Raw genomic sequence first — 23,409 nt, forward strand, 5'->3', positions numbered from 1 at the left:
CGGGCCGGTTTCACGCGTAAAATGTCACGACCCCAACGATTGGCATGCTGGGTGACAGACGCTGCCTGTTCCGGAGGTATGTCCCGAATCGGGAACGTCTTGCGGAACGGCTCGAGTGCACCTTATCAAGTCGGTCGCTTCTCGTGATGCTTGATCCTGGCAGCACGCCGCAGATCAGCCCAACACACGGCAACGGCTATGACAGCGATCACGCAGAATACGACCTTCGACATTGGATCTGCGACGAATATGAGGCTGTACATGAAGTACAGGACGCCGAGAATGAGCAAGGACCACAGCACCCATTCCGGATATGGAGTTATTCGTTTCATTGCGAGACATGCCCTTCTGAACAGCGGAGGCGCAACAGGTCAACGACTCCTTCTCGGCCTTAGAACGCCGATTCCGAGCAGCGCAAGTAGGCGGCCTACAATCTTCGCTCTTATGCGTCGCAACGTACCCCAGTTGCAGCGGCTCCGCACGTGTGCTGAGTCAGATCGAGTGGCCCGTTAGCCGGACCTCCTGCGGGAACGGGCCCGCGGAAACTTGGTTCGCCACCCGTCTGAGCAAACTTGTCGCGTGTACTTCGCCCGCAGGAACATCCGGCCTGCGTCTCACGGGACAAGAATTCGCGGCTCTGGCCGTCATCCACCCCAAAGGTTTTGAGATATGTGGGTTTCGACACAAAGCTGGAGCTACGAGGGTGTGGCTTCCCTCGTCCCCAACGAGGGCGTGGGGATGAAATCTGTGATGTCAACCGAGTGCGTTGGGGGTAGCGAGATGGCTGCTGGGTCGATCTGTGTAACGGTTGAGTTGATCATCGTTGCTCCGATTGTGCCGCCGCAACGATTGCGCGCGGATTATCGCGAGCATATATTTGCGCGTCACCGTGGAGCGAGAGCGCGGCTTTGAGGTCTGCTCGCGCGCGTTGATATCGCGTTCGAGCTGTGGAGGCGCTGATGCCCAAGATCTTGCCGGCTTCGGCGATGGAAAACCCCTCCCAGTGGATAAGCCGAACGAGCTCAGCCTGGTCGGGTGCGAGACGGGCTATGGCATCTCGGACCTCGGCGTCTTCATCGATAGACCGGACCTCTGCGGGCGTGGTTCGGAGAGTTTCGCGAAGTCGTTCGGCAAGATTCGACTGTCGCCGTTCTGTACGCGCGGCGTTAGCAACGACGTGGCGGGCGATCCCGAAGAGCCACATTCTCGCTTGTTCCGGACCTGTCGGCAACGCATTTGCTCGCCGCCACCCGATGGTCATCAGATCTGCAAGGGCATCGGCGGCATCGTCGCGGTTGAGCCGACGTTCTAGGTATCGCAGTAGATCGGGGGTGTTGAGAGACAGAACATCAGTGAGGCGGAGGGCCGAATCCGTTGGGTTCCGAATCACCAGTCTGCACCGGGGCAGTTGCCCTCCCCGTCGTAGCGGAGATTGGACTCGGATCCATCAATGCCTTGCCGGGCGAGCTCGCTGCTAAGTGTGTTGGTCAAGATGCGATTGACGGCGGAATCGTACTCGGAGTCGGCGCTGTAGTGGACGGTTCCGTACCCTGCGGCCTCCGTGGACCCATCGTCGTTCATCCAGGTGGATTCTTCAGTCCGGAGTTGAGCGATGGTTTCATCGATCGTTTCTTGGGTGAGAAGGGCATCAATGCTCGCGGCCCGGTAAAGGTCCCGGACTGCACGGACTGCTTCAGGATCGCTTCCGTTAACGTTGCCGAGCCGGAGTTCACACTCCGCTCCGCTCGGCAACGTGTAGGTGGCGATGGCGTCCGGGGATTCTGCCCAGGGCGACCACAGTTGAATTGTCGCGGCCGTTGCGGCAGCGGCGCCACCCACCAATGAGAACGTGATGAGCGCTGTTAGGGCTGCTCACGGCGTCCCGCCGGTTGGCGATCCCGCCGCCAGGTGCAGCCCTGCGCCGGGTACCGGGCCGACACCGTCGCTACATTGTGCCGGGCGGTCTGCCGAAGCAGGCTCGGCGGCAGCTTGCCGATCGCCAGGCGGGTCGCCCACACAACGGATCCATTCCCATACGTTGGTACGAGTTAAAGCCCAGATCAGCGGAGAAGTATTCGTGGTGCCCCCACTGGGACTTGAACCCAGACTGTGACGATTTTAAGTCGTCTGCCTCTGCCAATTGGGCTATGGGGGCGTGCCCGAAGACGGGCAGTTACAGCGTAAGTGCTGCCGGGCAATGAAATCGCCCGGCAGCACTTTGCAGTGAACCTACTTCGAAGCGGATGCCTCGGCGGACGCCTTCTCTGCAACCGGTGCGTTGGCTGTGGTGGGAGCCTTGGTGGTGCCAGCAGCGGCATCCGCTGCGGCGGCCTTGACCGTGGGCTTGCGCGGCGCACGGGGCGCGCGCGGGGCGGTCGGCGCCTTGGCTGCGGGTGCTACGGGCGCGGCGGCTGGTGCCGGCGGTTTCGGACGCGACGCGAACTCTTCGAACACGGCGCGCGGGTTCTCGGTGGCGCTCAGCGAGACCACATCGCGGCCGAGGAACACGTTGTTGACCCAGCCCCAGACCACGCGCAGCTTGCGCTCCCAGCTCGGCATGGCGAGACCGTGGTATCCGCGGTGGGCGAACCAGGCCGGCATGCCCTTGATAGCCAGGTTGCCGCTCTGGAACACGCCGACTCCAATGCCAAGGCCGGCGACAGCGCCCAAGTTCTTGTGCAGGTACTGCACGGGCTCTTCGCCGCGCAGCACGGCGACGAGGTTCTTGGCGAGCAGTTTGCCCTGACGCACGGCGTGCTGGGCGTTGGGTACGCAGTTGCCGCCGACGCCGCCGCCGCTCAGGTCGGGGACGCAGCTGACGTCACCGGCGCCCCAGGCATCGGTGATGATGTCATCTTCGGTTCCGACGCGCAGGTCTGCCCGAACCTGCAGGCGACCGCGCTCTTCAATGGGAAGGTCGGTGTGGCGCACGATCGTCGGGTTGGCCATGACGCCGGCGGTCCAGACGATGAGGTCGGTCTCGAAGGTCTCGCCGGTGGAGAGTTCGATCTTGCCGTCGACGGCGCTGGTCAGCTGGGTGTCGAGGTGAATCTGGGCACCGCGGCCGGCCAGATTGTCGATGACCCACAGGCTCGTCTTGAGGGAAACCTCGGGCATGATGCGACCCATGGCTTCGATGAGGTGAAAATTGGTCTCTTCGAAGCTGATCTCCGGGTAGAGGGTGAGCAGCGACGTCGCGAAGGAACGCAGCTCGGCGAAGACCTCGATACCGGCGAACCCGCCACCGACCACGACGAAGGTGAGCAGGCGCTCGCGCTCAGGTCCAGCCGGAAGCGCTGCGGCCTGGTCGAAGTTGGTGAGCACGCGATCGCGAATGGCGACGGCCTCTTCGATGGTCTTGAGGCCGATGGCCTGGTCGGCGACGCCCGGGATGGGGAAGGTGCGCGACACTGCGCCGGCAGTGACCACGACGATGTCGTACGTGAACTCGTACGGCTCACCGATCGGCGGTGTGATCGTCGCGGTCTTCTCAGCGTGGTTCACGTGCGTGACCTTGGCCGAGACGACATTGGTCTTCTTCAGGTGACGACGGTGCGACACGACCGCGTGACGCGGTTCGATGGACCCGGCCGCGACCTCCGGCAGGAAGGGCTGGTACGTCATGTACGGCAGTGGGTCAACAATGGTGACCTCGGCTTCGCCGGATCGCAGCCATTTCTCGAGCTTCCACGCCGTGTAAAAACCGGCGTAACCGCCACCGACAATGAGAATTTTGGGCACGATGAGAAGGCCTCCTACATGATTATGATTGTGCGAAATCTTTGGGGTTGCGCCGAATTCGCTTGATATGCCGAGTGGCCCCAATGCCGAACAGCGTTACTAGGATACCAAACCCCACGAGCACAGCGAGCGGAAGGCTGATATAGGTCAAAGTCAGTTGGTTGGGTAGCCATGCGGTGAGCGCGTTCTGGGCCGGCAGCGCCGGGTCTTCAGTGGCGACCACCGGCGCCTGCTCTGCGGGCACCTCGGTGGGCACGACCTCGATCTCGGCCCGGCGATGCAGCGTGATCCACTCCGTCAGCAGCTCGGTGGGGGTGGCGCCTGTGGCCGGAGCAACAGACCGGGTCACCGCAGCAGCAGCATCGATCAGGCCGTTGCCGTAGATGGGGCTGGGCACCGATTGCCCGTTTGCGTTCGCGGTGGCGATGACCCGGTTCATGACGCCCGCCGCATCCAGGTCGGGGTACGCGGCCCGCACCAGAGCCACCAGACCCGACACGATCGGCGCAGCCGCACTGGTGCCGTCCCACTGCACGTAGGTCGAATCGGGCATGACACCGACCAGTTTCTCGCTCGGCGCCGAAACGGCAATCGTGATGCCCTGCGATGAGGCATCAAAGCTCGCCGTCTTATTGCGATCCACCCCGCCGACCGCCAGTACCCCGGGGATCGTCGCGGGAGCGCCGACCTCGGTGGTGCCGCTCCCCCGGTTGCCGGCCGCAGCCACAACGACGACATCGTTTTCGAAGGCGTAGAGAAAGGCATCGTCCCAGCTCTCCGGCCAGTACAACGTGTTGCGGGTCAGCGACATGTTGATGACGTCAGCCCCGTTGTCCACCGCCCAGCGGATGCCCTGCGCGATCTGGTCATCGTTGCTCACGGTGGATCGGGTGCTGCCGAACCCGACCGAAACGGCGAGGATGGATGCCTCAGGGGCCACGCCGATGAGTCCGGTGCCGTCGCCCGTGCCACGACCCGCGAGCAGTGAGGCCACGAGGGTGCCGTGTTCGCCGTCATCGTCGTCACCGGCGACCGGAGTCTGGCCGTTTGCAGAGCCGAGCCCGGACACATCCGTTCCCCCGATCACCGCCCCTTTGAGCTCGGCGATGCTGCCGTCAACTCCCGAATCGATCACGGCGACGGTGACGCCGGCACCCCTGGTGGTATTCCAGGCTTCGGTGAACCCATAGTCGGTGAGCCAGTACTGCAGGTCGCGAATCTGGTCGGCGTGGGCAGCCGGTGCGTCAAGCACGACGGAACCGGCGACGGTGCCGCCGAGCAGGGCGGTGGCGAGCACCAGGCCGACACTCGCACCGAGCCGACGGGCGGTCACAGTCACGCCGGAGCCGACCCGGGTGTTGCGCCGGCGAAGGGCTCGGCAGAGTAGTCCAGGCAGACACAGACCGTGGGTGACCAGGTAGCGCGCTCGAGCGCGAGGTCGCCGATCGGGTTCACACCGGGTCCGGCAGCGAGCGAGTGGGCGGCGAGAGCGTGCAAACACTTGACCCGGGTGGGCATGCCTCCGGAGGAGATGCCGGCGATTTCGGGCACGCTGCCGAGCTGGTCACGATCGAACAGAAAACTCTCGTGCGCGCGTTCGTAGGCGGCGCGCACGTCGTCATCGACGGCGAGCAGGTCGTTGTACTCGTTCATCACCTGGGTGGCCTCGAGTGAGGAGATCGCTGCGGTCGCGGCCGGGTGGCAGAGGTAGTACAGGGTGGGAAACGGGGTGCCGTCGGCCAGCCGCGGCGCGGTCGCGACCACGGTCGGTGCACCGCAAACGCAGCGCGCGGCGATGCCGACGACGTTGCGAGCCGGGCGCCCGAGCTGAGACGAGACGAGGTCGATATCGGCCGGAGTGAACGGGTCGAACGGCGGACGGGTCACGGAGCCACGGTTTGCGGGGTGGCGGGCGCAGCGGCCTGCGGAGCCAGGCCGGCGGTCATGGTGGAGGCGAACAAGGAACCCAGCCAATCAATTGTCGTGCTTTGAATATTGGTGCTGACCGGGCTCGCGTCCGCTTCGAGCGGGGCGACGACCGGCAGGTCGTTGATGACCAAAAAGCTGATGTCGCCCGGCAGCACGTAGGAAAGTCGTTCGCGGGCCTGCGTCGTGACGTAGGTGCGGTCATTCCAGCGTTCGCGCTGGCTGGTGAGCTGATCGACCTCCGCCTTCTGGTCGGCGACGGTGGCGCTGAGCTGGCTGATCTGCTGCCGCTGCTCGGCGTAGGTGCGCAGGCTCGGCGCCAGCACCACGACCGCGAGTACCAGCACCACCATCATCACGAGTGAAAATCCCGAGAAGCGGATGCTGCGCAGCCAGCCCCCGGCGGGCGTCTCGGCGGGTGAGACGGCGGGTTGCCGCTGGGCCGACTGAGGTCGGTTGTGGTCCATGGCAACTCCTTTCACAGTTCGAAAAATGCTATCCGGTGTAGCGGGGGCCCCGACCAGCCGAAGAGTTCGGTGGTCGGGAGCCCTCGTTCTGGTGTTGCTCGGTTAGGCCGTGAAGCGGGGGAACGCGGCGCGGCCGGCGTAGACCGCGCCCTCACCGAGTTCTTCTTCGATGCGCAACAGCTGGTTGTACTTGGCGACGCGCTCGCTGCGGGCCGGGGCACCGGTTTTGATCTGGCCGGCATCGGTCGCGACGGCTAGGTCGGCGATGAAGGTGTCTTCGGTTTCGCCGGAGCGGTGCGAGATGATGGCCGTGTAGCCAGCGCGCTGGGCGAGGGCAACGGCATCCATTGTCTCGGTCAGGGTGCCGATCTGATTGACCTTGACCAGAATCGAGTTCGCCGCCTTGAGCGCAAGGCCCTTGGCCAGGCGCACCGGGTTGGTCACGAACAGGTCGTCTCCGACAATCTGCACCTTGTCGCCGAGCTCGGCGGTGAGGTGCACATAGCCGTCCCAGTCGTCTTCTTCGAGCGGGTCTTCGAGAGAGACGAGCGGGTAGTCGGTGACGAGTTCGGCGTAATAGGCGCTCATCTCTGCGGCCGAGAGCTTCTTGCCCTCGAAGTTGTAGCTGCCATCCTTGAAAAATTCGCTCGCGGCGACGTCGAGGGCGAGGGCGATGTCCTTGCCGGGAACGTAGCCAGCGTTTTCGATAGCTTCGACGATGAGGTCGAGCGCGGCGCGATTGCTCGGCAGGTTGGGGGCGAAGCCGCCTTCATCACCGAGGCCGGTAGACAGACCCTTGGACTGCAGCAGCGCCTTGAGCGAGTGGTAGGTTTCGACGCCCCAACGCAGGGCCTCGCTGAACGACTCGGCACCGAGCGGAACAATCATGAATTCCTGAATGTCGACATCGTTGTCGGCGTGCGAACCACCGTTGATGATGTTCATCAGCGGCACCGGCAGGGTGTGCGCGTTCGGGCCGCCGAGGTAGCGGAACAGCGGCAGACCGGCCGAGCTTGCTGCGGCCTTCGCCACGGCCAGGCTCACGCCGAGGATGGCGTTGGCGCCCAGGCGCTCTTTGTTATCGGTGCCGTCGGATTCGATGAGGACAAGGTCGACGATGCGCTGGTCGGTCGCGTCGATGTCTTCGACCGCTGGGCCGAGATCGTCGATGACCGCTTCGACGGCTTTGAGCACACCCTTGCCCTGGTAGCGGGCCTTGTCACCGTCGCGCAGCTCGTAGGCTTCAAACACACCGGTGGACGCGCCGGACGGCACTGCGGCACGGCTGACGGTTCCGTCGCCGAGCAATACCTCGACCTCGATGGTGGGGTTGCCGCGGGAGTCGAGAATTTCGCGTGCGTCTACTGCCTCAATTAGGGCCACAACTGTCTCCTGATTTTGTCGGGGTGAACGTCTCTGCGGACGCCGGGGTTTGGGTCGGGATAAAAGTGGGTGTGCCCGGTGGTCCGCACGGATTCAGTCTAACTAAACCCGTCGGCGGGGCTGCATTAGACGCCGAGCGGTTTGAAGTCGAGATCGGCGGCCGCGTTCGTGTCGGGCGTCACGAACGCGAAACGGCCGTAGCCGGCCTCGCCGGCCCGGTCGAGCAGCGCCTTAAGGTTCTTGGTGCGGCGTTCCAGGCGCACGCGCAGGCCTCCCGCCACGAGGTCGCGCTTGAGGGCCACCAGGCGAGCCGGATCGGCATCCTTCTCGTGCACCAGCACGACCGCGTTCAGAGCGGATGCGGCATCCGCTTCGAGCAGGTCGACGATGCGTTCAAAACCGATCGAGAATCCGCAGGCGGGTACGTCGGTGCCGAGGAACCGGCCGATCATGCCGTCGTACCGGCCGCCGCCGCCGAGGGAATAGGACAGATCGGGGTGGGCGATCTCGAAGATGGTGCCGGTGTAGTAGCCCATGCCGCGCACCAGAGTGGGGTCGAACCTGAGGTCGACGCCGGGCAGGGCGGCGCGCAGGGCTTCGAGGTCAGCGAACGCCGCCGGGTCGAGCCAGCTGGGTGCGCTGCCGTCGGGAGCGTCGCTTCCGAGGCTCCAGCCTCCGGAACCGAGCTCGGTCAGCAGCGTGGCCAGGTCGGGGGCGTCGATGCCGAGGGTGCCGAGTTCAGTCGCGACGCCGTTGACCCCGATCTTGTCGAGCTTGTCGATCACGATGAGCGCCCGCTCGGTCAGCGCGGCGGCGACCCCCCAGTGGGCGAGCAGGGTGGTCAGAATGCGGCGGTCGTTGATGCGAATGGAGCAGCCCGTGAGGCCGAGCTGGTCGAGCGTCGCGGCCGTGGCGGTGATCAGTTCGATCTCGGCGAGCGAGCCGGCTTCGCCGATGATGTCGATGTCGCACTGCATGAACTGGCGGTAGCGCCCCTTCTGGGGACGTTCGGCTCGCCAGACCGGTGCGATCTGAATCGACCGGAACACGGTCGGCAGCGCGGCGCGGTGGGTGGCGTAGAACCGGGCCAGCGGAACCGTCAGGTCGAAGCGCAGGCCGAGGTCGGCCAGGGACAGCAGGTCATCCTGCGCGGCCGCCGCCGCGACATCCGCTGCGCTGAGGCCGCGTTTGAGCACCGCGAAAGCGAGCTTCTCGTTGTCGCCGCCGAGGCCGGAGTGCAGGCGAATGGAATCTTCCATGACCGGCGTTTCGATCTCGTCAAAGCCGTGCGCCCGAAAACTCTCGCGGATGATGCCGAGGGAACGTTCGCGCACGGCCTTGTCGGCGGGGAGAAAATCGCGCATGCCGCGCGGCGGGGTCACTGCAATAGCCATGGGGCCAGTCTCGCAGGTGCGGTGGGCTCTCCGTTGCGGGAGTGGGAGCGCACCCTAGACTCGGGGGAAACAAGTGGGGGTGTTTCTATGTCGGTGACGACAGTTTTCGGCGCAGCGGCCGCGGGGCAGGGGATCGGGCCGAGCGGCGTCGCGGTGAGCGGGGTCAGCCGGTCATTCGGCGCTGTCTCGGTGCTGCGCGATGCCACGTTGACCGTTCCGGCCGGATCGGTCACGGCCCTGATCGGACCCAACGGCTCCGGCAAGACCACCCTGCTGCTCATGCTTGCCACGCTGCTCACCCCCGACACGGGCACCATCCGCATCAACGGTCACGACCCGGTCACCGAACCGGAACGGGTTCGCGCCCTGATGGGTTGGATGCCCGACACCCTCGGCTCCTGGCCGAGCCTGAGTGCCCGCGCTGCCCTGCAGACCACCGGGCGCCTGTACCGCATGACCCGCGAGCAGGCCGCTCTGCGCGCCGACGAGCTGATCGCGCTGACCGACCTCGGCGACTTCGCCGACCGGCCCGCACGAGTGCTGTCGCGCGGCCAGAAACAACGACTGAGTCTGGCGCGTGCCCTCGTGCACTCCCCCGGCGTGCTGCTCCTTGATGAACCGGCCTCCGGCCTCGATCCCGCTTCCCGCGCCTCGCTGCGCCAGCTGCTGCGTCGCCTGGCCGGCGACGGAACTTCCATCCTGGTGTCCAGCCACGTGCTCGCCGAGCTCGACGAGATGGCGGATGCCGCTGTGTACCTAGCCGACGGCCGCACAGCAAGCCCGGAGCAGGTGGCCGCGGCGGGCGCGAGCGCCCGAGCGTGGCGCATCCGCTCTCTGGACGAGGCTGCGCTCGAACGTGCGCTGGCAGCACCCGGCGTGGTCGGCCCCCTCGTGCAGGTTCTCGGTGTGGACCAGCTCGGCACCCTCGTGCAGGTCGAGAACGAGGCCTCCGCCGCCGCTCTGCTGCACAATCTCGTGCTGAGCGGGGTGCCGGTCTGCGACTTCGGCCCGGCCGTCGGCAACCTCGAACACACTTTTCTCGATCTCACCCGGTCGACCGAACCCAATCGGGAGGCCACGAAGTGACCGATTCACGCGTGTTCCTCACCGGACTCTGGCTCATCGTCACCCTCGAACTGCGCCAGCGAGTGCGCGGCGTCTCCTGGTATGTGCTGCTCGGCGTCTTCATGCTGCTCGTGGGTATCGTCACGTTTCTGCTTTGGCTGGCCACCTCGGCCTGGCTGTCGGGCGGCGGCGGCGTGTTCTCGACGATCATCTTCTTCGTGCTGCTGCTCGGCACCCTGGTTTCGCCGGCTCTGTCGGGCAATGCCGTCAACGGTGACCGGGAGGCCGGCACCCTCGCCACCACGCAAGTGACGCTGATCAGCACCGGCCAGCTCGTACTCGGCAAATTCCTGGCCGCGTGGATCACCGCGCTGGCCTTCCTCGCGGCGGCCCTGCCGTTCCTGATTTTCGCCGTGGTGCTCGGCGAGGTCTCACTCGCCACGATCGCGGTCTCGGTGCTCGTGCTCGCCGCGGAGCTCGGCGTCATCGCGGCGGTCGGAGTGGGCCTGTCGGGCATCCTGACCCGGCCGCTGTTCTCGATCGTACTGACCTATCTCGTAGTCGCGGCACTCAGCCTCGGCACGCTCATCGCATTCGCCCTGCTCGGCACGGCAACCCAGCAGCAGGCGACGAGCGTGAACTACTACGTGGTGTCATCGACCTTCGACGAGGCGACCGGTCGGCAGTCGGACATCGTGTGTTCGACGGCGGAAACCACCACCTTCGACGTGGCGCGGTTCGACTACTACTGGTGGATCCTCGCCGCGAACCCGTACGTGGTGGTCGCGGACGCCGCCCCGGGCACCTTCAATGACGACGGATACCCGACCGACCTCTTCGGACAGATCGCCGTCGGTGTGCGCAGCGCGCAGGCACCGCCGGAGCTGTTCACCGAATCCAACGGCTGCGAGGAGGCCGCTCAGAGCAGCTTCAACGACGGCCGATACACCGACGGCAGCTTCAGCGACGGCGGTATGTACTCCGGTCAGACTTACGGCACAGGGCCAACCTCACAGGAGATCTACGACGGCGCGGTGCCGAGCTGGTTCATCGGCCTCACCATGCACTTGCTGCTCGGTGCCGGCGCCCTGACCTGGGCCTGGCGTCGCACCCGAACCCCCGCGCTGCACCTCTCCGCCGGAAGCCGCATAGCTTAGCCCGCCATCCCGCCCCGGCCGGTGGGGTTAGGAGGGAAGCGCGATGATTCCGGCGTCGAAGACGTCGTCATCGGGGGCGGCGGGAGCTTCGGCTGCGCGAATCTCAGCCTGCAGGTCACGCACGGCCGCGCGCAGCGCCCGCTCCGCGTCGAGGCCCTGCGCCCGGGCCGACGCCACGATGGCCAGTAAAAGCGGCCCGAGGTCGGCCTCGGACTCGATCGGCAGCGGGAAACCGGCATCCGCTTCGATCAGGCCGAGCTTCTCGGCTCGGCCGAGCACCTTGTCGGCGAGGGCGAGCGCCGGCATGCCCGCCGGAATGCCGTCGAGCACACTCGTGCGGCCCGGCTTCTCTTGGGCTTTGAACCCGTCCCAGGCGGCCGAGACCTCGTCCGCGGTGTCGAGGGTGACATCGCCGAACACGTGCGGGTGCCGGCCGACCATCTTCTCGGTGAGGCGAGCGGCGACATCCTGAATGTCGAAGTCCTCCCCGGGCGTGTGCGCGGCCAGATCCGCATGGAACAACACCTGGTAGAGCACATCGCCGAGTTCTTCGAGCAGGTCGTCGCGGCTGCCCTCTTCGATCGCCTCGATCAGTTCGTGCGTCTCCTCAACCAGGTGCCGCACCAGCGAGGCGTGGGTCTGGTCGGCGTCCCACGGGCAACCGCCGGGCGCGCGCAGCCGTGCCACCGTACTGATGAGGGTCTCGAGCGAGCTTTGCGGTGCTGCTGTCGGGCCCAGGTCGGCCTCCGGCGCGGGGACGGAGGCGGAGGAAAACAGCGGATTGGTCATGGTCGGCACTCCTCGATCGGTGGCATCACGTACCAATCGTAGGCTGGCCGATCGTTCGAGGGTCGCTCAGGTAGGTCGTGTAATCTGATCAACGGTGAGCCGGGAAGTCTGGTCGGCACATGGATGTGCGCGCCCGAAAGACCAGAGGATACTGATGACCGAACCATCCAACCCACCCACCATTCGTGCTGTTTCCCCCGCACCCTCGACCGCGACCATCCTGCGCCGCGGGAGCCACAACGAGTTTGTGCGCATCTCCGGCATTCTGCGCAAGGAAACTGTCGGCGGTGCCATTCTGCTCGCCGCGACCGTGGCCGCGCTCATCATGGCAAACTCCGGATTCTCCGACGCCTACTACGCCTTTCGCGACTACAAGATCGGTTACGCACCCTGGCACCTCGAGCTGAGCCTCGGCGCCTGGGCGGCCGACGGTTTTCTTGCGATCTTCTTCTTCCTCGCCGGACTCGAACTCAAACGCGAATTCGTCGCCGGCGACCTGCGCAGCGTCAGCCGGGCCATCGTTCCGGTGGCCGCCGCCGTCGGTGGCGTGATCATTCCTGCGGTCATCTACACGCTGATCAACACTGTATTCACCAACACCGAAACCGGGGCTGAAACGCTGCGCGGCTGGGCGATCCCGACCGCGACCGACATCGCCTTCGCCCTCGCCGTGCTCGCCGTGATCGGCTCGAAGCTGCCGCCAGCGCTGCGCATCTTTCTGCTGACCCTCGCCGTGGTCGACGACCTGCTCGCCATCGCGATCATCGCCTTCTTCTACACCACCGACATGAACGTGCCGCTGCTGCTGCTCGCGATCGTGCCGCTGGCGTTGTTCTGGATGGTCACCCACCGGTTCTCGCACATCTTCAAGAGCCAGGCCTGGACGGCCTGGGTGCTGCTGCTTCCGCTTGGTTTCATTGTCTGGGCACTCGTGCACGGCTCCGGCGTGCATGCCACCGTCGCTGGGGTGCTGCTCGGCTTCGCGGTGCCGGTGCTGCGCAGCAAGCGCAGCGGCGGCCCCGACGCCGGTCCGGGCTTGGCCGAGGTGCTGGAGCACCGCATTCGCCCCCTATCGAGCGGGTTCGCCATTCCGGTGTTCGCGTTCTTCTCCGCCGGCGTCACCCTTGGCGGGGTTGACGGCCTGTACCAGGCGCTCACCGACCCGGTCGCCATCGGCATCGTCGTCGCCCTCGTCGTGGGCAAGCCGATCGGCGTGCTGCTGGCGACCTTCATCGTGACGAAGACCACCAAAGCCACCCTCGACCCCGACCTCGCGTGGATCGACGTGATCGGCGTCTCCCTGCTGGCCGGCGTCGGTTTCACCGTGTCGCTGCTGATCAGCGAACTCGCCTTCGGCCAGGGCAGCCCGCACGACGACCATGCCAAGGTCGCCATCCTGGTCGGCTCGCTCCTGGCCGCCCTTCTGGCCACGGCAGTCCTGCGCTCGCGCAACCGGCACTACGGCCGCATCGCCGAGAAGGAAGCGATCGACAGCGACAAGGACGGCATCCCGGATGTCTACCAGCCGGATCAGGCCTCGAAAAGCTAGCTGCCGGCCGGGAGCGCGCTCGGCACGGGCGGCGGAAAGATCGCGGCGAGCAACGTTTTGGTCCACTCGATCAGGGCGTCGTCACCCAGCGGTTCACCGTTCGGCCGCGGCATTGGCACGCTGAGCGCACCGGTCGCCGACACATACCGCGAGCCGGGATACATCCGCTGCAGGCGCACCTGAATCGAGTCCGCCAGATCGGCCGGCGCGACCCTCAGGTTCGACCCCATGGCGACGACTTCGCTGAGGTTCGCCTGCTGGGCCTGCCAGCGCAGTCGCGACACGGCCACCAGGTTCTGCACCGGCACGGGCGGTTCGCCGTACCGGTCGGTGAGTTCGTCGAGTACCAGGTCGATCTGATCGTCGGTGGCCGTGGGCGAGCTGGCGCTGGAGAGCTTCTGGTACGCCTCGAGCCGCAACCGTTCACTGTCGACGAAGTCGTGCGGAATGTGCGCGTCGACCGGCAGCTCCAGCCGCAGCTCGGTCTGCCCCTCGGCCACATCGCCGCGGAACGTCGACACGGCCTCCCCGATCATGCGCAGGTAGAGGTCGAACCCGACGCCGGCGATGTGGCCGGCCTGCTCCCCGCCGAGCAGGTTACCGGCCCCGCGAATCTCGAGGTCTTTGAGAGCGACCTGCATGCCGGCGCCGAGCTCGTTGTTCGCGGCGATGGTGGCGAGGCGGTCGTGTGCGGTTTCCGACAGCGGCTTATTCTCATCGTAGAGAAAGTAGGCGTAGGCGCGTTCGCGCCCGCGCCCGACCCGGCCGCGCAGCTGGTGCAGCTGGCTCAGGCCGAATTTGTCGGCGCGGTCGATGATGATGGTGTTGGCGTTGTTGATGTCGAGGCCGGTCTCGATGATCGTGGTGCAGACCAGAATGTCGAACTTGCGCTCCCAGAAATCACCGACCACCTGTTCCAGCTGGGCCTCCGGCAGCTGCCCGTGTGCGATGGCGATGCGCGCTTCCGGTACGAGTTCGGCGAGCTGAGTGGCGATGCGGTTGATGCTCGTGACCCGGTTGTGTACAAAGAAGATCTGGCCCTCACGCAGCAGCTCGCGACGGATGGCCGCGGCCACCTGCCGCTGCGAATACGGCCCGACGAAGGTCAGGATGGGGTGTCGGTCCTCCGGCGGGGTGGCCAGGGTCGACATCTCACGGATACCGGTGACCGCCATCTCGAGCGACCGCGGGATGGGCGTCGCGCTCATCGCGAGAATGTCGACGTTGGTTTTGAGCTTCTTCAGAGCGTCTTTGTGTTCGACGCCGAACCGCTGCTCCTCGTCGATGATGACCAGACCCAGATCTTTGAAGATAATCGACGGTGACAGCAGGCGGTGCGTGCCGATGACGACGTCGACGGTTCCGTCGAGCATGCCGGCGATGGTCTCCCGCGACTCCTTGTCGGTCTGAAACCGGGACAGGGCGCGCAGGTGGATCGGGAAACCGGCGAAGCGTTCCTTGAACGTTTCCATATGCTGGCTGACCAGCAGGGTGGTCGGTACGAGCATGGCCACCTGTTTGCCGTCCTGCACCGCCTTGAACGCGGCACGAATGGCAACCTCGGTCTTGCCGAACCCGACGTCGCCGCTGAGCAGCCGGTCCATCGGAATGGGCCGTTCCATATCGGCCTTGACCTCGTCGATGGTGGTGAGCTGGTCGGGCGTCTCCACGAACGGAAAGGCCTCTTCGAGCTCGCGCTGCCAGGGCGTGTCCGGCCCGAACGCGTGCCCCTTGCTGGCCATGCGTGCCGAATACAATTTGACCAGTTCCACGGCGATGTCCCGCACCGCCTTGCGTGCCTTGGTCTTGGCACTCGACCAGTCGCTGCCGCCCATCTTGCTCAGGGTCGGGGCCTCACCGCCGACATAGCGGGTGACCAGGTCGAGCTGGTCGGTCGGCACATAAAGCCGGTCGCCGGCGTGCCCGCGCTTCGACGGCGCGTACTCCAGCACAAGGTATTCGCGGGTGGTCTTCACCGGGTTGCGGCCACCGCTCGACACCTCCCGCTGGGTGAGTTCGAGAAAACGACCGATGCCGTGCGTCTGATGCACGACGTGGTCGCCGGCCACGAGCTGCAAGGGATCGACGACGTTCTTGCGACGGCTGGCGAGCTTCTTGATCTGTCGCGCGTCATAACCGACCGTGCGGCCGTAGAACTCGCTTTCGCTGATGAGGGTCAGCTTGCTCTGCGGCAGTTCGAAACCATGATCGACGGATGCCTTCAGCAGGTACGCGATGCCCGGTTCCGGCTCCAGCGGCCACACGTCGACCACCCGCGCCGGCAGTTCACGCTCGGCGAGCACCTGGGCGGCCCGTTCCACCAGCCCGGTGCCCTGGGCGACGATGCCGACGACCCAGCCGTCGTGCAGCCGGGAGGCGACGTGACCCACGGCGCCGTCGACGCTGCCAGCGAAGGTGGGGACGGCATCCGCTTCGATGCGCATGGTGAGCAGTTCGTCCAGCTCGAGGTGCTCTGGCAGCACCGGCGCGTCGGTCGGTGCGGCCTGGAAGGTACTCAGGGTCCACCAGCTGTGTCCGGAGGCCGGCGCGCCCGGCGCCGAGTACTTGACGCTGTCGCGCAGGCGGCCGAGGGTGAGAAAATCACCGGATTCGAGGTCGATGGGCGCGTCGGCCCCGGCCGTGGCGGCGCTCCAGGCGGCACCGAGAAACTCGCGGTTGGTCTCGGCGAGGCTGATCGCCCGGCTGGCGACCCGCTCCGGCGAGATCACGGCGATGGCGGCGGTGACGGGCAGGTAGTGGGTGACCGGTACGAGCCGGTCGACCAGGGCCGGCGCGAGGCTCTCCATTCCCTCCACCGGGATACCCTCGGCGATCTTGGCAAGCAGGCCGGACAGACTCGGAAATTCGTGCTGCATCTCGCGGGCGCGCTGCCGAACGGCAGGGCTCAGCAGCAGTTCCCTGCTCGGTGGCAGGCTGACGGAGGCGACCGGTTCGGGCAGAGACCGCTGGTCGGCGACGCTGAACAGGCGAATCTGCTCAACTTCGTCGCCGAAGAACTCCACCCGGTACGGGTGAGAAGCCACCGGCGGAAACACGTCAAGGATACCGCCGCGCACGGCGAACTCGCCGCGCCGGGTGACCATGTCGACGCGGGCATAGGCCAGGTTCACCAGTTGCAGCACGATCGCGGCGAGGTCGTGGCCGCGCGCGCCGACGGTGAGGTCGATCGGTTCGTAGTCGGTGAGGTTGTCGGCGACCGGCTGCAGGGCCGCCCGCACCGAGGCGACGACGATGAGCGGATGCCGGGTGGCCGGGTCGGCCTCCTGCCACTCGCGCATGCGGCGCAGAGCGTGCAGGCGTTTGCCGACGATCTCGGCGCTCGGGCTGAGACGTTCGTGCGGCAGGGTCTCCCAGGCCGGAAAGTCGATGATTTCAGCACTCGTCGCAAAGCAGCCGAGGTTGTCGCGCAGCGCCTCGGACTCCCGACCGGTCGCGGTGATGACGAACAACGCCTGGGCGTCGTCCGGTCGCAGGTTGAGCAGCGCGGCAAGCAGCGGCGCACGCAGGCCCTCGGTCAGACTGAAATCAGCATCCCGGCTGGCATAGGCGAGGGCATTGTCGAACGTGGAGGCGCGCGCGAGCGCTGCGATTAAGCCCTGAAGGATCACTGAACGAGTCTACCTACGAGGGCGAGTGGAACTTCTGCTGCGCGGCCACGACGCCGTCCGCGGCGATCAGTTCGATTGCGTCGGCAGCATCCGCTATGAGATTGGGCAGAATGCTACGCTCGGCCGATGCGAAGTCGTGCAGCACGAAATCGGCCGGATTCTGGCGACCGGGCGGGCGTCCGATGCCCATGCGAATGCGGATGAACTCGTTGGTTCCGGTGGCGGCGATGATGTCGCGCAGGCCGTTGTGGCCGCCGTGCCCGCCGCCGACCTTGATCTTGAGCGTGTCGAAGGGCAGGTCGAGGTCATCGTGCACCACGATGAGCCGGGAGACGGGCAGCGAGTAGAAGCGCAGCAGCGCGGCGACCGGACTGCCGGAGACGTTCATGAACGTGGTGGGCTTGGCCACCACCAGTTTGGGCCCAGTGGGTGCGATGCGTCCCTCGGCAACGAGGGCGGCCGTTTTATGACGTTTGAAGTTGGAGGTGAGACGGTCGGCAAGCTGCGCCGCCACCATCTGTCCCACGTTGTGCCGATTGCCGGCGTAGTCGGGCCCGGGGTTGCCGAGCCCGACTACGAGCCACAGGTTCGTATCCAGGGGATTCCTCCGTGTACGCGGGCGAAAGCCCAGACGGAACCAGTTGATGATGGGTACGCCGTTGAAAAGTACTACGCGGCGGGAGGCGTGGCGGCCGGGGTGCCGGCCGTGATGACCTCGGTCTCGGCCTCTTCTTCATCTTCGCCACGAGGGGTGTGGATGTAGACGACGAGGGCGTCCTCGTCGGACATGAGCACGGCGCCGTCGGGCAGAGGAACGTCCTTGGCGTGAATCTGGGCACCGTCTTCGAGACCCTCGATCGACACGGTGACGTTCTCGGGAATGTCGGTTGCTTCAACCTCGAGCAGCAGGGTCTTGGTGTCGAAGTCGGCGATCGTGCCGGCGAAGGACTCGCCCGACATGTGCACCTGAACTTCGACCTGCACCTTTTCACCCTTGCGCACGACGACCAGGTCGATGTGCTCGATGATGGCCTTTACCGGGTCCTTCTGCACGTCCTTGACCAGCACGAGCTGCTTGGCGCCAGCGATGTCGAGCTCGAGCAGCATGTTGGCGCGACGCAGCAGCAGGGCGATGCGGTGGGCGGGCAGCGACACGTGCACCGGCTCGGTGCCGTGGCCGTAGATGACGGCCGGGATCTTGCCGAGCACGCGCAGCTTGCGGGCCGCGCCCTTGCCGAAGCTTTCGCGCAGTTCAGCGACGACAGCGGTAACTTCTTTAGCCATGATATTTCTCCTTGCGGGGCCTGAGCCCAGGTCGTGGGATAGTGATTCAACTCGAACGCATGTCAGCGTGAGGAAAAGCCCAGGGCCTCGTCCGCCGCGTCGATAACGGATGCCGCCGGCCTACGAGTCTGGCCCGGCATCATCCCTCGCCGAAGTTCGTTGTCCAGCTTACACAGTTCGCGCCGGGCCTGCAGCCCGGGCGTGTCGCGCACGGCGCGGGTGCCGACGCAGGCGTTAGGGTCGGAGCATGCCATCCAGCCTGCACAACCGCGTGGTCGAGGCGGTCGGCATCCCCATCGTCGACGGGCGCACGCCGGCCGGAACCGTGATGCTCTCGGAAGAGCTCGAGCGCACCCAGGGCGTGAGTCGGTCAGTCGTGCGCGAGGCGGTGCGGGTGCTCGGCGCCATGGGCCTGGTCGAATCGGTCAAGCGGGTCGGAATTCGCGTTCGGCCGCAATCGGTGTGGAACGCCTTCGATCCCCTGCTCATCCGCTGGCGCCTGGCCGGGGCTGGACGTGGCGCCCAGCTGCGTTCGCTCACCGAGCTGCGAGCATCCGTCGAGCCGATGGCCGCCGAACTGGCCGCACGACACTGCCCACAGGCTATGTCGGGCGAACTCATGACCGTGGCCGCGCAGATGCGCACCGTCGGGCGAGCCGGCGACCTCGAGCGATTTCTCGCGCTGGACATCCACTTTCACCGGCTGGTGTTGCACGGGTCGGGCAATGAGATGTTCGCCAAACTCGACGAAGTGATCGCTGCCGTGCTGTCGGGGCGCACCGGCCTCGGCCTGATGCCCGCCCACCCGCATGAAACCGCCCTGCAGTGGCACGTTGACGTCGCCGACGCCATCCAGGGCGGCCATCCGGGGCGGGCCCGGGAGTCTATGGAACTGATCATGCGACGCACCATTGCCGAGGTGGAGGAGTCCTGGGCCCACACTCCCCGCCTGTTCTTCTAGTCGGGGTCAGAGCAGGCTCGCCACGAGGTAGATGGCCAGCGCCAGCGTAAAGCCCACGATTCCGACCAGGGCCTGACCGACGGTCCAGGTCTTGAGCGTGGTCTTGGTGTCCATCCCGAAGAACCGGCTGACCAGCCAGAATCCGGAGTCGTTGACGTGCCCGGCGAAGACCGACCCGGCCGCGAGTGCCAGCACGATGGCGGCGAGCTCAACCGGGTTGAAAGTGTTGTTGCCCATCACGACCGGCTGCAGCAGCGCCGCCGTGGTGGTGAGCGCCACTGTTGCGGAGCCCTGCGCGATCCGCACGAGGGCGGCGATCACGAACCCGGCCACGATCACCGGCAGGCCGATGGCGTCGAGTGACTCGGCCAGGGCGTTGCCGATTCCGCTGGCACGCAGCACGCCTCCGAACATTCCACCGGCGCCGGTGATGAGGATGACGGCAGAGACCGGGCCGAGCGCGCTGTCGACGACCGATTCCACGAGGCTGGCCGACTTACGCTTCTTCCAGCCGAGCAGGGCCATGGCGAGCACCACCGTGATGAGCAGGGCCACCGGTGTCTCGCCGATGGCGCGCAGAATCTGCACCCAGGCATCGTCGAGCGAGACCAGCCCGGCGGTGGCGGCCATGTTGAGGCCGGTGTTGAGAAAGATCAGTCCGATCGGCAGCAGGAGCAGGGTCATGATGATGCCGACCCGGGGAGCGGACGCGAACTCGGTGAAGTCGCCCGTGCTGCCCCGCAGAATAGACGGCACGGGAATGTCGTACTTGCGACCGACGTAGCGGCCGAACAGGTGACCGACGACGTACCAGGTGGGCAGTGCTACCAGAAGGCCGAAGATCAGCACGAGTCCCACGTCGGCGCCGAGCAGGCCCGTCGCCGCAACGGGGCCGGGGTGCGGCGGCACGAAGATATGCATGACCGAGAAGGCCACCGCCGATGGGAACGCATAGCCGAGGAAAGACCCGCCGAGGCGTCGGGCGACGGCGAAGATGATCGGCAGCATGACCACGAGGCCGGCGTCGAAGAAGATCGGGAAACCGAGCATGAGCGATGCGACGGCGAGCGCGATCGGCGCGCGCTTCTCTCCGAAACGGGCGATCAGGGCATCCGTCAGCACCTGCGCGCCGCCGCTGGTCTCGAGCATGCGACCGAGCATGGCGCCGAGGCCGACGAGCAGGGCCACACCGGCCAGCGTGCCGCCGAAGCCGTCGAGCAGGGTGGGCATGAGGCGTGCCGTCGGAATGCCGGTGGCGACCGCGGTGAGCAGGCTCACGATGATCAGCGACAGAAAGGCGTGCACCTTGAACTTCATGATGAGCACGAGGAGCACCGCGATCGCACCGGCGGCAACGCCGAGCAATCCGGGGGTGCCGAGCACCCAGTTCATTTCAAGATCGGTCATCAGTGAGCGTTCCTTTGTGGATCAGGCCGACGATTTCGTCGGGAGTGTGGATGAGGTCGACGCGCAGCCCGGCTTCGTCAGCGGCGAGCGGTTCGAGCGTCGCGAATTGCGAGTCGAGCAGGGTGGGCGGCATGTATTCGTGGTTGCGGTGGGTGAGTCGCTCGGCGATCAGTTCCTGGCTGCCATAGAGCTCGGCGAAGACCAGCGTCGGTACGAAGGAGCGCAGCAGGTCGCGGTAGTTGCGTTTGAGGGCCGAGCAGGCGACCACGAGCGGTTTGCCCTGGTCGACGGCCTCCGCCATGGTCTCGCCGATGCGGGTCAGCCAGGGCAGGCGGTCGTCGTCGGTGAGCGGATGCCCGGACGCCATCTTGGCGCGTGCCGCCGCGCTGTGCAGGTCGTCACCGTCAAGAAATCGGAAGCCCCGTGCCGCGGCGAGTGCGCGGCCGACGGTGGATTTGCCGCAACCCTGAACGCCCATCACGACGATGGCCAATGCGGGGGTGACTCGTTGGATGTGATCAGGCATGGTGCTCCTTTGCGGCCGCTGCTTCACTGCAATAAATCTGATTACAACGAGCAAACTAACACTTATATCTGCTTCAATGAAATCGTGCGCGCCCCCGTTTGTGGGACCGATCAGGCCGGTGGGCTAAACTCGTAGGTGGTCTGCTCAACACAGCCCCGAAGGAGAAAACGTGTCAGAGTCCGGTTCAGCACAGGCAAATATTGGTGTCGTCGGTCTGGCGGTGATGGGCTCGAACCTCGCCCGCAACTTGGCCGGCCGCGAGGGGAACACCGTCGCGGTCTACAACCGCTCCCCCGAACGAACCCGCCTGCTCACGACCGAGCACCCCGAGGCCAACTTTGTCGCCTCCGAGAACATCGCCGACTTTGTCGCGTCGCTGACCAAGCCGCGCACGGCGATCATCATGGTGCAGGCCGGCCGCGGAACCGACGCCGTCATCTCCCAACTCTCGGAGCTGTTCGAGCCCGGTGACATCATCGTCGACGGCGGTAACGCCGAATTCACCGACACCATCCGCCGAGAGAAGGAGCAGAGCGCCAAGGGCCTCAACTTTGTCGGTGCCGGCATCTCCGGTGGCGAAGAGGGCGCCCTCAACGGCCCGAGCATCATGCCCGGCGGCTCGGTGGAGGCGTACAAAACCCTTGGCCCCATTCTCGAGTCCATCGCCGCCGTCGTCGACGGTGTGCCCTGCGTCACCCACATCGGCACCGACGGTGCCGGCCACTTCGTCAAGATGATCCACAACGGCATCGAATACGCCGACATGCAGCTCATCGCCGAGGCCTACGACCTGCTCCGCAAGGTTGGCGGGCACTCCCCCGAGGTCATCGCCGACGTCTTCACCGACTGGAACAGCGGAGAACTCAACAGCTACCTGATCGAGATCACCGCAGAGATTCTGCGTCAGGTCGACGCGAAGACCGGGGAGCCGTTCATCGACGTCGTGCTCGACGAGGCCGGCTCTAAGGGAACCGGCGTCTGGACCGTGCAGAACGCGCTCGACCTCGGCGTTCCGGTCGGCGGCATCGCCGAGGCCGTCTTCGCCCGCGCCGTCTCCAGCCACCCGGAGCAGCGCGGACCGGTGCGCGCCACCCTCACCGCTCGCCCCGAGATCGCCATCGTCGGCCATACCTTTCAGGAAGACGTGCGCCAGGCGCTCTATGCCTCGAAAATCGTCGCCTACGCGCAGGGATTCGACGCGATCATCGCCGGTGCGAAGAAGTACAACTGGAACATCGACAAGGGTGCCATCGCCACTATCTGGCGCGGCGGCTGCATCATTCGCGCCCAGTTCCTCAACCGCATCGTCGACGCCTACGACAACGACGCGTCCATTCCGAGCCTGCTCGCCGACCCGTACTTCGCCGAGGCCGTCGCCTCCGGCGAGGCAGCCTGGCGCCGCGTGGTCTCGACCGCCGCACTGTCGGGCATCCCGGTTCCCGGCTTCGGTTCGAGCCTGAGCTACTTCGACTCGCTCGCGAGCGTTCGCCTGCCGGCCGCCCTGGTGCAGGGTCAGCGCGACTTCTTCGGAGCGCACACCTACCACCGGGTCGACCTGCCCGGCACCTTCCACACCCTGTGGTCCGGCGACCGCAGTGAGATCGCCACCGAGGCGTCCACGCACTAGCCACACGCAGCACGCGTTGCCGGCCGGCAGCATCCGCTTCTCACGCGCTGAGAACGGATGCCGCCGGCCCGCTCTGTTTCACCGGGCGTTTCCCGCGCTGCCCTGCAAGAATGTGAGTACTCATGAGTGACAATCATCCCGAACTCTCCGGCTATGAGCCGAATGACGACTACCGTCCGCTGCGCGGCAAACACTTCACGTCAATCCTGCGGATCGTCGTGGTGCTCGGCATCGTTGCCCTCGTCGTGCCGGGGGTCTTCACCACCATGCGGGTCGCCGCGGATACGGCCGCGAACGCGTGCGTGACCGCGGTCGCCCAGTACTACCCTTCGGCGGTCGACTTCGACGCGCGATTCGAGTTCGCCGGGCCCGGCGGGTTCGGCTGGCAGTGCTTCGCGGTCGATGTGAACGAGCGCGAGACCTTCGTCACCCCGCTCGGCATCATTCCCTCGGCGCCGCGCCAGCTGGCCCCCGCCACGCGCACCTAGATTTCGGGCCCCGTGG

General features: G+C 66.0%; 20 protein-coding genes and 1 tRNA gene. 6 read left to right on the forward strand and 15 right to left on the reverse strand.

What is annotated here, in order from left to right; translation table 11 throughout:
* Positions 1-817 precede the first annotated feature (817 nt).
* The 9 genes from E3O25_RS08150 to hisS form a co-directional block, all read right to left on the reverse strand.
* Entirely contained in the window at positions 818-1,390 is a 573-nt protein-coding gene (locus E3O25_RS08150) for an RNA polymerase sigma factor (RefSeq protein WP_241988544.1), read from the reverse strand.
* Positions 1,387-1,839: a hypothetical protein gene (locus E3O25_RS08155; protein WP_134360906.1), complete on the reverse strand. Its 453-nt coding sequence runs from the start codon at positions 1,837-1,839 to the stop codon at positions 1,387-1,389. Before E3O25_RS08155 ends, E3O25_RS08150 begins: the two co-directional genes overlap by 4 nt.
* Positions 1,840-2,078: 239 nt before the next feature.
* Positions 2,079-2,155: transfer RNA gene (locus E3O25_RS08160), tRNA-Leu, on the reverse strand.
* Between the two features lie 74 nt (positions 2,156-2,229).
* Positions 2,230-3,741 (reverse strand): NAD(P)/FAD-dependent oxidoreductase, encoded by a 1,512-nt coding sequence (locus E3O25_RS08165; RefSeq protein WP_092111090.1) that lies wholly within the window; start codon positions 3,739-3,741, stop codon positions 2,230-2,232.
* A gap of 22 nt (positions 3,742-3,763) precedes the next feature.
* On the reverse strand, positions 3,764-5,080 hold the full coding sequence (locus E3O25_RS08170) for a S8 family serine peptidase (protein WP_241983869.1): 1,317 nt from the start codon (positions 5,078-5,080) through the stop codon (positions 3,764-3,766).
* Positions 5,077-5,628 (reverse strand): DUF501 domain-containing protein, encoded by a 552-nt coding sequence (locus tag E3O25_RS08175; RefSeq protein ID WP_092111086.1) that lies wholly within the window; start codon positions 5,626-5,628, stop codon positions 5,077-5,079. Before E3O25_RS08175 ends, E3O25_RS08170 begins: the two co-directional genes overlap by 4 nt.
* Entirely contained in the window at positions 5,625-6,134 is a 510-nt protein-coding gene (locus tag E3O25_RS08180; protein WP_092111084.1) for a septum formation initiator family protein, read from the reverse strand. The genes E3O25_RS08175 and E3O25_RS08180 overlap by 4 nt, the downstream gene beginning before the upstream one ends.
* Positions 6,135-6,236: 102 nt before the next feature.
* Positions 6,237-7,517 (reverse strand): phosphopyruvate hydratase, encoded by a 1,281-nt coding sequence (gene eno / locus E3O25_RS08185; protein ID WP_092111082.1) that lies wholly within the window; start codon positions 7,515-7,517, stop codon positions 6,237-6,239.
* Between the two features lie 125 nt (positions 7,518-7,642).
* Positions 7,643-8,911: a histidine--tRNA ligase gene (gene hisS / locus E3O25_RS08190; RefSeq protein ID WP_092111080.1), complete on the reverse strand. Its 1,269-nt coding sequence runs from the start codon at positions 8,909-8,911 to the stop codon at positions 7,643-7,645.
* A gap of 87 nt (positions 8,912-8,998) precedes the next feature.
* Between hisS and E3O25_RS08195 the strand changes: the two genes are divergently transcribed.
* On the forward strand, positions 8,999-9,997 hold the full coding sequence (locus tag E3O25_RS08195) for an ABC transporter ATP-binding protein (protein WP_174721724.1): 999 nt from the start codon (positions 8,999-9,001) through the stop codon (positions 9,995-9,997).
* Positions 9,994-11,133 (forward strand): ABC transporter permease, encoded by a 1,140-nt coding sequence (locus E3O25_RS08200; protein ID WP_241983868.1) that lies wholly within the window; start codon positions 9,994-9,996, stop codon positions 11,131-11,133. Before E3O25_RS08195 ends, E3O25_RS08200 begins: the two co-directional genes overlap by 4 nt.
* A gap of 27 nt (positions 11,134-11,160) precedes the next feature.
* Here the strand turns inward: E3O25_RS08200 and E3O25_RS08205 are convergent, their stop codons facing one another.
* Positions 11,161-11,922, reverse strand: coding sequence for a MazG family protein (locus E3O25_RS08205; protein ID WP_092111078.1), 762 nt, complete (start codon positions 11,920-11,922; stop codon positions 11,161-11,163).
* A 154-nt stretch (positions 11,923-12,076) separates the two neighbouring features.
* On the opposite strand from E3O25_RS08205, the gene nhaA reads away from it, so the two are divergent.
* Positions 12,077-13,471: a Na+/H+ antiporter NhaA gene (gene nhaA / locus E3O25_RS08210; protein ID WP_092111076.1), complete on the forward strand. Its 1,395-nt coding sequence runs from the start codon at positions 12,077-12,079 to the stop codon at positions 13,469-13,471.
* Here the strand turns inward: nhaA and mfd are convergent.
* The 3 genes from mfd to E3O25_RS08225 all read right to left on the reverse strand — a co-directional run bounded on the left by mfd (position 13,468) and on the right by E3O25_RS08225 (position 18,384).
* Positions 13,468-17,100, reverse strand: coding sequence for a transcription-repair coupling factor (gene mfd, locus E3O25_RS08215; RefSeq protein WP_092111074.1), 3,633 nt, complete (start codon positions 17,098-17,100; stop codon positions 13,468-13,470). The two genes, nhaA and mfd, sit on opposite strands and share 4 nt — an antisense overlap.
* A 13-nt stretch (positions 17,101-17,113) precedes the next feature.
* On the reverse strand, positions 17,114-17,698 hold the full coding sequence (pth, locus tag E3O25_RS08220; RefSeq protein ID WP_092111073.1) for an aminoacyl-tRNA hydrolase: 585 nt from the start codon (positions 17,696-17,698) through the stop codon (positions 17,114-17,116).
* Positions 17,699-17,769: 71 nt separating this feature from the next.
* On the reverse strand, positions 17,770-18,384 hold the full coding sequence (locus tag E3O25_RS08225; protein ID WP_092111071.1) for a 50S ribosomal protein L25/general stress protein Ctc: 615 nt from the start codon (positions 18,382-18,384) through the stop codon (positions 17,770-17,772).
* 247 nt (positions 18,385-18,631) lie between these two features.
* Between E3O25_RS08225 and E3O25_RS08230 the strand changes: the two genes are divergently transcribed.
* Positions 18,632-19,345, forward strand: a complete 714-nt coding sequence (locus tag E3O25_RS08230) for a FadR/GntR family transcriptional regulator (protein WP_092111069.1) — start codon at positions 18,632-18,634, stop codon at positions 19,343-19,345.
* Between the two features lie 6 nt (positions 19,346-19,351).
* Here E3O25_RS08230 and E3O25_RS08235 read toward each other — a convergent pair whose 3' ends face one another.
* Both E3O25_RS08235 and E3O25_RS08240 read right to left on the reverse strand, forming a co-directional pair.
* The gene (locus E3O25_RS08235) at positions 19,352-20,752 is read right to left on the reverse strand and encodes a GntP family permease (RefSeq protein WP_174721725.1); all 1,401 of its coding nucleotides are present in this window, start codon (positions 20,750-20,752) and stop codon (positions 19,352-19,354) included.
* On the reverse strand, positions 20,739-21,278 hold the full coding sequence (locus tag E3O25_RS08240) for a gluconokinase (protein WP_241983867.1): 540 nt from the start codon (positions 21,276-21,278) through the stop codon (positions 20,739-20,741). The genes E3O25_RS08235 and E3O25_RS08240 overlap by 14 nt, the downstream gene beginning before the upstream one ends.
* Positions 21,279-21,447: 169 nt before the next feature.
* Here E3O25_RS08240 and gndA point away from each other — a divergent pair, with 169 nt between their 5' ends.
* Positions 21,448-22,905: an NADP-dependent phosphogluconate dehydrogenase gene (gndA, locus tag E3O25_RS08245; protein ID WP_092111065.1), complete on the forward strand. Its 1,458-nt coding sequence runs from the start codon at positions 21,448-21,450 to the stop codon at positions 22,903-22,905.
* A 122-nt stretch (positions 22,906-23,027) separates the two neighbouring features.
* Positions 23,028-23,393, forward strand: a complete 366-nt coding sequence (locus E3O25_RS08250; RefSeq protein ID WP_134360907.1) for a hypothetical protein — start codon at positions 23,028-23,030, stop codon at positions 23,391-23,393.
* Positions 23,394-23,409: the final 16 nt, after the last annotated feature.

This window comes from Cryobacterium sp. TMT1-3 (assembly GCF_004402315.1).
In the GTDB taxonomy this organism is placed as follows: Bacteria; Actinomycetota; Actinomycetes; order Actinomycetales; family Microbacteriaceae; genus Cryobacterium; species Cryobacterium luteum.